Annotated in this window: 11 protein-coding genes; 7 read left to right on the top strand and 4 right to left on the bottom strand. The window is 41.5% G+C overall.

Annotation, left to right across the window (positions count from 1 at the left end):
* Positions 1-83 precede the first annotated feature (83 nt).
* Both AC57BQ_RS01075 and AC57BQ_RS01070 read left to right on the top strand, forming a co-directional pair.
* Entirely contained in the window at positions 84-1,931 is a 1,848-nt protein-coding gene (locus AC57BQ_RS01075; protein ID WP_496404509.1) for a chloride channel protein, read from the top strand.
* Between the two features lie 13 nt (positions 1,932-1,944).
* Positions 1,945-2,538, top strand: a complete 594-nt coding sequence (locus tag AC57BQ_RS01070) for a DUF4202 domain-containing protein (protein WP_496404508.1) — start codon at positions 1,945-1,947, stop codon at positions 2,536-2,538.
* On the opposite strand, the gene AC57BQ_RS01065 is transcribed toward AC57BQ_RS01070, so the two are convergent.
* The gene (locus tag AC57BQ_RS01065; protein WP_496404507.1) at positions 2,539-3,834 is read right to left on the bottom strand and encodes an aspartyl protease family protein; all 1,296 of its coding nucleotides are present in this window, start codon (positions 3,832-3,834) and stop codon (positions 2,539-2,541) included.
* 149 nt (positions 3,835-3,983) lie between these two features.
* Between AC57BQ_RS01065 and AC57BQ_RS01060 the strand changes: the two genes are divergently transcribed.
* Together AC57BQ_RS01060 and AC57BQ_RS01055 are read left to right on the top strand one after the other, a co-directional pair.
* Positions 3,984-6,440: an AsmA family protein gene (locus AC57BQ_RS01060; RefSeq protein ID WP_496404506.1), complete on the top strand. Its 2,457-nt coding sequence runs from the start codon at positions 3,984-3,986 to the stop codon at positions 6,438-6,440.
* A 314-nt stretch (positions 6,441-6,754) separates the two neighbouring features.
* Positions 6,755-7,615, top strand: a complete 861-nt coding sequence (locus AC57BQ_RS01055; RefSeq protein ID WP_076378021.1) for a sigma-70 family RNA polymerase sigma factor — start codon at positions 6,755-6,757, stop codon at positions 7,613-7,615.
* A 138-nt stretch (positions 7,616-7,753) separates the two neighbouring features.
* Here the strand turns inward: AC57BQ_RS01055 and AC57BQ_RS01050 are convergent, their stop codons facing one another.
* A complete protein-coding gene (locus AC57BQ_RS01050; RefSeq protein WP_076378023.1) occupies positions 7,754-7,945 on the bottom strand; it encodes a cold-shock protein in 192 nt (63 codons plus the stop codon).
* Between the two features lie 265 nt (positions 7,946-8,210).
* Between AC57BQ_RS01050 and AC57BQ_RS01045 the strand changes: the two genes are divergently transcribed.
* Together AC57BQ_RS01045 and AC57BQ_RS01040 are read left to right on the top strand one after the other, a co-directional pair.
* Positions 8,211-8,762 carry a hypothetical protein gene (locus AC57BQ_RS01045; protein ID WP_496404505.1) on the top strand — a complete coding sequence of 184 codons (552 nt, stop codon included), beginning with the start codon at positions 8,211-8,213 and terminating at the stop codon, positions 8,760-8,762.
* 116 nt (positions 8,763-8,878) lie between these two features.
* On the top strand, positions 8,879-11,062 hold the full coding sequence (locus tag AC57BQ_RS01040) for a TonB-dependent receptor family protein (RefSeq protein WP_496404504.1): 2,184 nt from the start codon (positions 8,879-8,881) through the stop codon (positions 11,060-11,062).
* 57 nt (positions 11,063-11,119) lie between these two features.
* On the opposite strand, the gene AC57BQ_RS01035 is transcribed toward AC57BQ_RS01040, so the two are convergent.
* Together AC57BQ_RS01035 and AC57BQ_RS01030 are read right to left on the bottom strand one after the other, a co-directional pair.
* On the bottom strand, positions 11,120-11,497 hold the full coding sequence (locus AC57BQ_RS01035; RefSeq protein WP_496404503.1) for a response regulator: 378 nt from the start codon (positions 11,495-11,497) through the stop codon (positions 11,120-11,122).
* A 156-nt stretch (positions 11,498-11,653) separates the two neighbouring features.
* A complete protein-coding gene (locus tag AC57BQ_RS01030) occupies positions 11,654-12,226 on the bottom strand; it encodes a thymidine kinase (protein ID WP_496404577.1) in 573 nt (190 codons plus the stop codon).
* Positions 12,227-12,299: 73 nt separating this feature from the next.
* On the opposite strand from AC57BQ_RS01030, the gene AC57BQ_RS01025 reads away from it, so the two are divergent.
* Positions 12,300-13,313 (top strand): DUF8457 domain-containing protein, encoded by a 1,014-nt coding sequence (locus AC57BQ_RS01025; RefSeq protein ID WP_496404502.1) that lies wholly within the window; start codon positions 12,300-12,302, stop codon positions 13,311-13,313.
* The last annotated feature ends 39 nt before the right edge of the window (positions 13,314-13,352 follow it).

Raw genomic sequence — 13,352 nt, 5'->3', positions numbered from 1 at the left:
CATATGACAACCGGATTTTCCTGATTTGAATCTCTTAACTCTTGCTCCAAATTTATACCTAAATTGCAGCCGGGAGGTTTTCATTGAGTAAGTACAGCAAATTAAGGCGGTTTCATAACTTTTTTAAGTTTCAGCGCGATTTCAGGGCCAACAGTGTTCAAAAGGTCAGGAGTTATGAGATCATATTGCTTTGGGTTCGCAACAATCTTTCGCACAGTCATTTCCTGATACTATCGGGTATATTGGTGGGTTGTACAGCGGGTTTGGCGGGGGTAGTTTTAAAAATGCTGGTGCATTATATCCACTACCTCATCACCTCCAAATTCCAGTTTGAGCAGCAAATCGTTTTTTATGTGGTATTTCCCTTATTGGGCATTGTACTCACCACACTGGTGGTGCTATACATTTACCGGGGTAATGACAGGAAAGGCATTCCTGCCATATTATATGAAATCGCACAGAACTCCAGCCTGGTATCGCCGGTAAAAATGTACTCCCAGATAGTGCAAAGCGCCATTACCGTAGGTTTGGGTGGTTCTGCAGGCCTGGAAAGCCCTATCGCGGTAACGGGTTCGGCCATTGGCTCCAACTTTGCCAAAACCTACAAGCTGGACTATAAAGACCGTACCCTGCTGCTAGCCGCTGGAGCCACGGCGGGTATAGCCTCGGCATTCAATGCCCCTATAGCAGGGATGATGTTCGCCTTTGAAATATTACTTACAGGTGTGGTTTTTACCGATTTTATCCCCCTGGTTGTGGCTGCTGTTTGCGGTAGCCTGGTATCCAGGATCATTTTAAACGAGGAAGCCTTGTTTCAGTTTACATCGAGACAGGCTTTTAACTATAAAAACATACCGTTCTATATTGTACTGGGCATTGCCTGCGGTCTGTATGCCCGCTATTTCGTGGTGATATCGCAATGGGTGGAGCATCAATTTAAACACCTGAAAAGAAGCAGGCTACAAAAAGCTATCATAGCCGGGGTACTGCTTTCGGTACTCTGTGTACTATTTCCGCCCTTATTTGGCGAAGGTTATTCGACCATTAAAGTGCTGGCCACCGGGAAGATAGAGTCGGTAGTGGCGGTTAGTTTTTTTAAATATTTCACTTTTCACGAGTGGTTTATTTTGTTGTTTTTGGGCTTTATTTGCTTGTTAAAGGCTTTTGCCACCTCTATTACCATTTACGGTGGCGGTAACGGCGGTAACTTCGCGCCCTCCTTATTTGCGGGTGGCACTCTGGGTTATTTTATCGCGGTAGTATGTACCCAGATAGGTATCCCGAATGTACCCACCACCAATATGGTGATAGTGGGAATGGCCGGGGTAATGAGCGGGGTACTGTATGCACCATTGACAGCCATATTCCTGATCGCCGAGTCGAGCTCGGGATATGATCTTTTTATGCCGCTGATGATCGTTTCGGTGATGTCGTTCCTGATCGCCAAACGTTTTTCGGCCATATCGCCCGACTTAAAACAATTGGCCGAGGAGGGCAAGATATTTACCCGCGAGCACGATCAAAACCTGCTCCTGCTGCTGCACACACCCGATCTGATAGACCATGACGTACAGGAGATCAGCATCTACGCGTCATTTACAGAATTGATCGAATTGATCAGTGTCGGCAAGAAAAACTTTATCGCCGTAACTAATGATGATCACGTACTTGAAGGTATCATCCTCCTGGATGATATCAGGCCGGTCATGTTCAATAAAGACTTGTATGATGAACTGAGCGTACAAAAAGTAATGGTTATCCCTCCTGCCATTATTAACGCGGAGGACGATGTGCGGGAAATTGTCAAAAAATTTGATGAAACCAATAGCTGGAACCTCCCGGTGGTTGATCAGCACAAATTTGTTGGTTTTATATCCAAATCAAGCGTACTGAACCGTTACCGGCAGTTGCTAAAAGAATACTCCAGTTAAATAATTGATAGCCATGAATAAACTAAGTGCCGCTTTTGAGCAATTTGATGCTTACAATCAAAAAGACCCGAATACTTTTACCTGGGAAAATATAAGCTATCCGCAGGAGTATTTTTTGGCCATTGAGCTGTACAACTGGGTGAATAAACTGGATCCTGATGCCAGCGAAGAGTTGCTGCTTGCTTCCCGGAGCCAGCATATCGGTCGTTGGGAAATACCGCGCAATACCTATCCCGAAGGCAGGGAAGCTTATTTAAAATGGCGTAAAGACCTGGCCCAGTACCATGCCGAAAAAGCGGCTGCTATTATGGAAAATGTTGGTTATAATCCCGAGCAAATTGCCCGGGCAAGGCAGATACTGCTTAAGCAAAAGATCAAGGTTGACCATGATGTGCAAACTATAGAAAATGCCCTTTGCCTGGTATTCCTGCAATTTCAGTACGAGGACTTTCACCCCAAATACGAGGCTGATAAGGTGATCAATATCCTTAAAAAATCGCTGCTGAAAATGGATGCGCACGGGCACCAGTTTGCTTTAACCCTGCCTTATTCAAACCAGGGCTTGCATTATATACAGGAGGCTTTAAAGCTGATAAACAGTAAATAATTATTTTGTCGGCTCTTTCCTGTTACCAAAAGTTATAGACGAGTTAACAAAGTTGATGGTCATACTGGTAAACTGTGAAAACATATCCTGCCCCATGTTGCCGTAATAGTATTTGTCACTTACCTGGGTTTCTTCGAGGTTTACCTGTGTGTTATTAAAAAACACTTGTTTATGATCAACAGTAAAGGCCAGCTGCGGTACTTTGAGCGTTTTCATTCGCCTTGCGCCACCAGCGCCTCCCATGTGCAGACTGTCTTTTTTGGCGATGCTATCCAAATGGGGTTTGAATTGTTTATAAAAATTATCGCTAAATAAAGTTATCTGGGCGCCGGTATCAAAAGTAAAAGGCAGTGATTTACCCTGGTACTCCATATAAATTACAGGCTGTAGCAGATCAAGCGCCAGGTTATGCGGGATAGTTTTTCTATCTGCTATTAATGGAATTTGCATGGTATCTTTATCTATGGTTATTTCGCCAAGCGCTTTAATAATAGGCAAGCCAATAATGCCATTGATTTTATAGGCTCCACCGGCAAAGCTCAGGGCGCTATCCGGAAATATCAGGAACAAGGCATTATTGATCTGCACATTACCTATGTTGAACTTCTTGGCTATACCAAGATTCACTTTGGTGCTTACGCCATTCATCCCGCCTTCAATACTCACCTGGGAGTTTTTAACCACATCCAGATGCAGTTTTTGGGCATAGGTGGCGCTTATGGTTGATATATTAGCCCCGGTATCAAAAACAAACAGGTAACTGCTATCCTGCTGTTGCACCGGGATATTCCACAAACCGGCCATATCTTTTTTTACCGGGATGACTGATGACGCTTGTTTGTGCACCTGTTGAGCAGGGGCAGTGGCAAGCGCAGCCCATATTTTGTTTTCTTCCTGCTGATCAGTTAGTTCGCTTGCGCTAAACCAGGCGCTGTAATATTTAACCAATTGTTCAGAGGCTGTGTGGGCGGTCTTGTAATTATTCAGTTTAACATAGTTGTCATAAGCAATACGGTGCAGATAAAACTGCAGTTTACTGTCGCTTGCTGATATTTTACCGGCAAATATTTTTTTAAGGAGCAAATTGGAAGCTTCGGGTTGATTAAACGCGTTGGTTAAAAACGCTTTATAAAGTATCTTATCATTCGCCGATATATGAGCCGTAGCTAAAGCCTGCTCTAATAATGTATATTGTTTGGTGTATACCAATTCATGGAGCTGTTTTATCTGGGCAGAGGCCGGCAATTCAAAAATAAGTATGATTGCTATGACGGTTAAAAGGTGTCGCGTTTTCATTTAGCTGCGTATCCTGTTAAGATATTTCTGCCTAAATTTTGTTACAAGCTATTTGACAAGCTTTGTAAAAAAGAGCAGACATTTCACAACTAGTAGCTTTATAAACAAACAATTAGGTTATTTAACCCTTTATTGATAAATTAACAAATATGCCTCATTGGGTTAAAACAACATTAAAAGTATTGAGCGGTATTGTAGCATTAGTTATAGTGGCCTTTATAGCCATTACTATTTATGTTGTTTACAATAAGCAAAAAGTGCTTAACCTCATTACTACCGAGCTTAATAAAAACCTGAATGGTACCCTTACCATTGGCGGGCTCAACCCTACTTTTTTTAAAGGCTTCCCGGGTGTATCGGTAGCGTTAAAAAATGTTACCCTGAAAGATAAACTTTGGGCTACCCATCACCATACCCTGCTGAGCGCGAAAGACATTTATGTTTCTGTAGATGCCAGCGCTTTACTAAAAGGCACGATTAATATCAATAAAGTAGAGATCAGTAATGCCAATATCGATCTGTTTACGGATAGTACTGGTTATAGCAATACGGCTGTTTTTAAAAGCAAGCACCAGGAAAACACATCAATTAAAGAAAAAAGCAGCTCATCAACCCAGATAAAACGCTTTGAATTAAACAATGTTAATTTTGTTGTGGACGATCGCAAAGCATCTAAATTGTTTCAGTTTGAGGTGCAGGATATCGATGGAAAAATGGACTACCCCACTACCGGCTGGAAAGCTCATCTTCAATTAAAAACACTGGTAAAAAGCTTCTCGTTCAACACTAAAAAAGGAAGTTTTATAAAGGATAAGCTGCTTAGCGGACCTTTTGATATTAGCTACGATAACAAAAACAAGTTGATCACCGTGGCGCCTAACAAATTGGGAATTGGCGATGATACCTTTACCATTGGCGGCCAGTTTAACCTGGCCACAGATCCGGTTAAATTTACGCTGAACATTGCCGACGATCATATCCTTTGGCGAAGCGCGTCGAACCTGCTGGCAGCCAATATTACCAAGAGTCTGCGGATGTTTGATTTGGACGCCCCCATCGCCGTAACCGCCGACCTGAAAGGCAGCTTTGGCGCCGGTGATCCCCTAATCTTTGTTACCTGTAAAGTAAAGGATAATACATTAACAACCCCTGCCGGCCGCATTAATAACTGTAGTTTCAACGGGGTGTTCAGCAACAATTATATTAATGGTAAAGGTTTGGGTGATGAAAATTCTATTATTAAGCTGTATCATTTTAATGGCGATTATAAAGGTTTGCCTTTTACGGTTGATACCGCTTTTGTTAACAATTTAAATACACCGGTTGCAACCGGTGTATTCAGATCACAATTTGATGTGGAAAAGCTTAACTCCGTTATTGGCGAGCAGAGCCTTAAGTTTACAAAAGGTACTGCTGATATTACCATGGCTTACAAAGCCGACCTGGTAAATTACGAGTTAAACAAGCCTTTGCTGGATGGTGTAGTTAACATCAAAAATGCCGACGTAAGTTATTTACCGCGTAACCTTCATTTTAAAAATACGGGTATTGCACTAAGATTTTATAAGAACGATTTGTATATGAATAATATCCGCTTGCAAACAGGTAATAGTGTGGTAAGTATGCAAGGAAAGGTGAGTAATTTTTTAAATCTGTACTACACCGCCCCTGAGAAAATACTGATCGTATGGCAAATAACAAGTCCGCAGCTACATATAGCCGAATTTTTAGGCTTTTTGAATGCCCGCCAAAGTGAAGTACCCGTTAAAACAAAAAACACCAAGATCAATTTAAACAACAAGCTAAACACTGCCTTTGACAAAGGCAAAGCCGAACTGCACCTCCGTGTAGCCAAAGTTTATTACAAAAAATTTTTAGCCACCGATGCCACTGCCGACCTGTTACTGGATAATAATATTATCAAGGTGCAGAACGTGAGCGTTAAACATGCGGGCGGATCATTAAAGCTGGCGGGTAACATTGTTCAAAATGGTAAGGTGAACAACTTTTTGCTTAACACCCAGGTTGATAATGTAAACGTGAGTAATTTCTTTTATTCGTTTAATGATTTTGGCTTGCAAAGTTTTTCGTCAAAAAATTTAAGGGGGTTTTTATCGGCACAAGCACATATTACGGGTAGTATCAATAACGAAGGCAATATTGTGCCCCGTTCTATCAACGGCACGGCAACCATTGATCTGCAAAAAGGGGCACTGATTAACTTTAGCCCGATAACAAGTGTAGGGAAATTCGCGTTCCCGTTTCGCGATCTGAAGAATATTACCTTCTCCAACCTAAAAGGCAAATTTGATATTAACGGCGATAAAATCACTATAAGTCCTATGCAAATCAACTCAAGTGTATTGAATATGGATGTGGCCGGCGTGTATTCTTTATCAAGGGGTACTAACATAGCGCTTGACATCCCACTCCGTAATCCTAAAAAGGATTCGACCATAGTTGATCAAACTGAACGAAATAAAAAACGCATGCGTGGCATTGTTTTACATATATTAGCTACAGACGGTGATGATGGCAAGATCAAGATAAAGTGGAACAAGAACCGGGCGAAAAAAGAGGAGACAAACACCGAAATAACCAACTAAATTAAAAAAAGAACATAATAAACCGTTATTACATCCTTGCGTCATGTAATTTTGACACAATAATAGCATTTAATTGAGTATCTTTGTGCATCCATTTAAGAGATCATACATTTGATTAAACATTTATTGGTTACTAACACCACGCTTCGTACTGCAATAACAGCATTAGCCAACCCTCGTAACTATCCCGGGTATAGTAAAATTTACAGAAGCAAAGTTTAATTTAATTTATTTTTTAATATCGGCTGGTTAAGTTTAACCAGACAAAATCTTATCGGACTGTTTATTAGCTTGAAAAAAATCTATTCAAAAAAATGAGACAACTTAAAATATCCCAATCCATTACCAACCGCGAGTCTCAGTCGCTTGAAAAGTATCTGCATGAAATAGGCAAGGTAGATTTAATTAGTGCACAGGAAGAAGTGATCCTGGCGCAGAAGATCCGTGAGGGCGACCAGGCTGCATTAGAAAGGTTAACAAAAACTAACCTTCGCTTTGTAGTATCAGTGGCAAAACAGTACCAAAATCAGGGCCTTACCTTAGGCGACCTTATAAACGAAGGAAACTTAGGTTTAATTAAAGCGGCTAAACGTTTTGACGAAACCAAGGGCTTTAAATTTATTTCATACGCTGTGTGGTGGATCCGTCAGTCAATATTATCGGCTGTTGCGGAGCAATCACGTATTGTGCGCTTACCTTTAAACCAAATTGGTTCATTAAGCAAGATTCATAAAGCGGCTTCGAAATTAGAGCAGGAATTTGAAAGGCAGCCAACACCTGAGGAGCTGGCTGAAGATCTGGAAGTATCTGTTGATAAAATTGCCGATTCACTGAGTAATGCCGGCCGCCAGATATCTATGGATGCTCCGTTTATTCAAGGTGAAGAAAACACCCTGCTTGACGTATTGCAAAGTACTGATGCCGCGACTGATACCGAACTGATGATGGATTCTCTTTCACAAGAGATCAAACGTTCATTAAGCATACTTGCCGAGCGCGACCGTGAGGTTATTATTTTATTCTTTGGTTTGGGTGGCTATGCCCCTCATTCGTTAGAGGAAATAGGCGAGAAATTCAATCTTACCCGCGAACGTGTACGTCAGTTAAAAGATAAAGCTTTGATGCGTCTGCGTCATAACTCCAAATCAAATCTTTTACAATCGTATTTGAACTAAGTAATTACCGGGCAGTAGCCCATGATAAAAAGCGGATGGCCAAAACCATCCGCTTTTTTTGTTGATATCAAATTCTCGGGCACAAAAAAAAGCATCCACACAATGTGCAGATGCTTGTACGATTATAATAATAGTTATTTAACCTACTTTTACATTTACCGCATTTAAGCCTTTTTTACCTTGTTCTACATCGTAGGTAACACTGTCGTTTTCACGGATAGTGTCAATAAGGCCTGAGGCATGTACAAAAACTTCGGCACCACCATTACTTGGTGTAATAAATCCAAAACCTTTGCTTTCATTGAAAAATTTTACTGTTCCTTGCATTATATTTTTATTTAATTAAGTAAAGATACGGTTAATAATCAACAATTAACTATAAATAAGGCAATTAAGTTTTTTTCCTAATTTTCAGCTTAAAAATCGGGAGTAAAAAAACACACACCAACGCGGCTATGCAACCTTAGGCTAAGCTGTTTACACCAACGCTTAGTGTAATAAATACACATCATATATCCTTTTATCATTACGAACATTTATTGTAAAACTGAATGAAATTATGTTTAGTATTGTTATAATTTAGATTGATTATAAATTGACCCGGATCGTAGCCACTTTTATGCTTATTGTGCACCTATTTAATGTGGGTGGCTACCTGGTGCTCAATCAATACCTGGTACACCAGTCAAACAGCTTTGTGACCGAGCAGATAAGTAAGGGCAAATATGACATCAATAACCTTATCGAAATAAAAATAAAGCAACACCTGCCTCAGATACAGGATTGGAAGAGCTATGCACGCGTATCGGGCCAAATTCAGCTAAACGGCGTGGCTTACAATTATGTCAGGCTTAAAATGACCCGCGATACCTTGTTTGTACAGTGCATACCTAATTATGAAACTACCAAACTACTGAATGAGAATATCATATGTGCCAAACAGGTTAACGATATTCCGGTAAGTAAAAAAGCTCACGAATCATCAGGTAAAAAAACCGGGGTCGATAATAAATATAACTTCCCTGTAAATTACAATGTTCTTTTTGCAGCATCTCCGGAGGTTCAAAAATTAAATACCTTAATTTACATCAGCATAAAACAACCATTGGTTCAAATATCAGGCAGGCCCCCGGAATTAACGGTTTAAAATCATCCTTCTTCTTTCCATTATTAATCAAGTTAACCCCTTCCATAGTTGTGCGTTGATTTTGCGTATATGTGGGTGTTAACTAACACATTGATCATTACATCAATTCCATTTAGATGAATAATTTTTATAAAATATTATTACTTGTGCCGCTTGTTTTGAGTTTTAACAGCCTGCATGCACAACAAAAAAGCACCAGGGACACGCTACAGCTCGATAGCGTAATTATCAAAGAAAACAGGCTTAAGCACTTACCCAATGTAACAGGCACCTACATTTTTGCAGGTAAAAAAACAAACCTGTTATTCCCTGATGAAGGGAAAGCCAACCTGGCCAACAACAACGTCCGTATGACCTTTGCCAAAGTGCCGGGACTAAACGTTTGGGAAATGGACGGTGCCGGTCTGCAGATCAATATCGGCACCAGGGGTACCGATGTGCACCGGTCAATTGAAATGAATATGCGTCAAAATGGATACAATACCAATTCGGATGTGTTTGGCTATCCCGAAAACCATTACAATGTACCATTTCAAGCTATCAGCGAAATTCAATATGTACGCGGTTCGGCGGCATTGCAATTTGGCAGCCAGTTTGGCGGGATGGTAAACTATAAAATTAAAGAAGGCGACAGCACCAAAGTGTTTGGTTTTGAGACCGAACAAAGCGGCGGCTCTAACCGTTTTTTTAACTCTTATAACGCTATTGGCGGCAAAGTAGGTAAGATAAGCTATTACGCGTATTACTCGGCCCGCACCGGTGATGGCTGGCGCCCCGATGCTGCTTTTAACTACCGGGCCTATTATGCCAACATCAAATACCAATTTAACAGCAAAGGTAGCCTCGCACTGCAATTTTCCCGTTCAGATTACCGGCAGCAAATTGCAGGTGGGCTAACCGACGATCAGTTTAATGCCAACAACAGGCAATCTACCCGTTTCCGTAATTTCTTTAATCCTGAGATCAATATCCCGGCATTATTGTTCAACTATGCCTTCAACAGCAATACCCGGCTGGAAGTGATCTCCCATGTACTATTTGGTCAACGTAATAGCGTACAATTTATCAATACGCCCAATGTGCCTGACACGGTTAATACCAAACTAAACACGTATAACCCACGCCAGGTTGACCGTGATTATTATGCCGGCTTTACTACCGAGGCGCGCCTGTTGCACAGCTATAAACTGGGTGATCTGAAAAGTACCATTGCCACCGGTGTAAGGTATTTTGAAGAAACAACTAAACGTAAGCAAAAAGGTGTGGGCACTACCGGCACCGATTTCGACCTCAGCCTGGTTAAACCATATGGTATCGACCTGAGGTTACACAGTCTGAACTATGCCGCCTTTGCCGAAAACATTTTCCAGATAACACCAGCATTTACCATAACCCCGGGTGTAAGGTACGAGGTAATCAAAACCACCACATCAGGCGTTATTAATAATGCCAGCTTCCCCATTGGTTATAAAGGAAACCGCAACTATCCGCTTTTTGGTACAGGCCTTCAATACGAGTTCAACAATGGCAGCCAGTTATATGGTAATTTTTCGCAGGCTTACCGCCCGTATTTATATGCGGCTGTTACCCCTGCCGATCAGCTCACTGTTATTGATCCAAACATTAAGGATAGCCGTGGCTATGATATCGACTTTGGATATCGTGGTCGCATAAGCAATATATTTAATTATGATGTTAATGGCTTTTATGTACGCTACAATAACCGCGCGGGTACATTGACACAGACAGACGCCAACAACGTAACCCACCTGTTTATGACCAATATTGGTGATGCCGTGGCCAAAGGTGTAGAGGCTTATACTGAAGTATCCCTGATCAGATCATTTAATGAGCATGCCGGCAGCGACTTGCGGCTATTTAATTCCCTGGCCTATACCCATGGCCGTTATATCAACGGATCCATCAATCAGTCTGGCAAAAATATCAGCTTAAAAAACAACCATACCGAAAGTACACCTGATTGGATAAACCGCACGGGCCTAACATTTTTAAGAGGACATGTGAGCAGTACCCTGCAATACAGCTATACCAGTAAAAGTTTTAGCGACGCCAACAACACGGTATTTAACCCTACAGGCGCCACAGGTTTAGTACCTGCTTACCATGTTGTTGACTGGGCATTCAATTTTAGCTTTCTTAAAAACTACCACCTCACCGCAAACGTTAATAACCTGCTTAACGCCAAATATTTTACCCGCCGTATCAATATGTACCCCGGCCCAGGAATTTTACCCGCCGACGGACGCACATTTAATGTTGGTTTTGGTATGAGGCTATAAATATGAACGGCCTTTCAAACTATGCTTGAAAGGCCGTTTCATACTATATTGATTATTTTATAATTCTGTTGCAATGTGGCTTTTTACTACCTCAATCAGCTCCGTCAGGTCAAATGGTTTTTTGATATAGCCATCGGCTTCCCCGGCTTTAGCAATTTCCTTTAAGTTATTTACTGCCGAAATAAGGATCACCGGGATATGGTTAGTAGTGGGGTCATTCTTCAACGCCTTGCTCAATTGCTGCCCGCTTAAATCACTTGTCCAATCGGTAAGCCAATTATCAAGCAGTATCAGATCAGGCTCCAGGTCCTGCACTTTTTTTAGTATCCTGGCATTATCTGAGGCTATCACTTCGTAACCCTCCTCTTCCAGCACGTACACAATGGTATCTCTGATGTCTTTATCGTCTTCGATCACTAAGATTTTTTTTGCCATAAAACCCCTAACTTAAGAATGAATACAATACTGCGCTTTAATTATAATTAAAAAAATTAATTATAAACACACCATGATTTACTCAAAGCATTAACACATGACATGCTACCTTTTGTTTTGAAAAAGAGGGCTTTATACAAAAAAAATATTTATCCGTTAGCTATGGTAGCAAATACGGCAGCGGGGTTCATAGCTTTCCTGCTCGCCCAGGAGTATTCTGGCTTCATCTGGTACCAAACGATACGAATAAAGGGCCGGATTACCACACCTTACACATACAGCATGCAATTTGGTAACCGACTCTGCAATGGCCATAATAGTGGGCATCGGGCCAAACGGGCGGCCCTTAAAATCCATATCCAGACCTGCAACTATTACACGTATACCTTTGTTGGCTAATATATTGCAAACTTCGGGCAGTTCATCATCAAAAAACTGGGCCTCGTCTACACCAACAACATGAACATCACTGCTCAGTAATAATATAGCCGAAGCACTGTCAACCGGCGTAGAGGGAATGGAATTGGCATTGTGAGATACCAGGGCATCCTCAACAAAACGCGTATCAGCTTTTGGGCTAAATATCTCTATTTTCAGCTTCGCGATACGGGCACGGTTAAGCCTCCTGATCAGCTCTTCGGTTTTGCCTGAGAACATCGATCCGCAGATCACTTCAATACTGCCGCCTAATTCACTTTTACGTTTAAAAATTTCCTCGTTAAATACCATTCTGACTATTAGTGGAGGGCAAATATCAGAATTTAATCCTATTTTTGGTAAGCATTTTTCTAAGATTGAAGCCATGAAGCAACTGGATGTATTTAAAAAGATAGGTGGTATTTTAAAAGAGCTTAATGACCAATATAATTACCTTGAAGCCGAGAGCAGTGAACTGAACGAGCTCGAACTGGAGCTGTTTGTTGCCAACGCTCATTTTTTAAAAGATCATGCCGAGATATTACGCCGGCTGCATGAGCGTGCCAACCCGGCTACACCAGTGCCCATTGCCGAAAAGCCGGAACCGGTAATAGAAATAAGCAAGCCTATTGCGTTACCCCCTCCGGCACCCATTGAAAAAAAAACGGAGCCTATACATGAGCAACGCTATTTTGAACCTGTTGTACAACAAAAACCTGCTGCTGAAAGCAAGCTGGAGCTAACCCAGGCCGCTGTTCCACCCGTTCAACCACCTTATAACCCGATTAAGACAGAACCTGAACCAGAGATCATACCTGCACAGGAGGAGCAGCCTGTTCCGCTAATCGAACTACAGGCCGAAGATACAAGCGACACTTATTCATTTGAGCGACATGAACCAGAACCGGTAAAAGAAGAACTGGAGATTGATCATACTGCTGAATGGGAAGATGAAGAAGATCATTTTGAACAGGAAGAACTCACTGAACAATTACCCCCTGTAGCCGCGGATGATCAACCTAGTCCTGAGGCTATTGATCATCACGATAACGGTAAAGCGGTGACCGACGATAAAGTACTTACTATTAATCAAAAAATATCGGCATTAAAAGCTGAAAAAGATAAAGGAGCTGTTGCCGCGTCGCCCGCGACTGTTTTGCCCATTACCGATCTAAAATCAGCTATCAACCTGAATGACAAATTGCTTTATATCAAAGATCTGTTTAATGGTTACAGCCTGGCCTACAGCGAAGCTGTTGAAATAGTGAATCGCTTTAATTCATTTGATGAAGCAGAGCGCTTTTTGAAAACCAACTACGTTGTAAAAAACAATTGGGAAAGCAAGCCTGCTACCGCCGAGAAATTTTATGCTTTACTAAAGCGCAGATATCCTGCATGATAAAGGATAAAACAAGAAAAGCCCCGGACATACCGGGGC

It is taken from the genome of Mucilaginibacter sp. BGA-UO-ETr-C110, assembly GCF_059567985.1.
The sequence above is the reverse complement of the archived record's forward strand: the minus strand, read 5'-3'. Positions and strand labels throughout refer to the sequence as shown.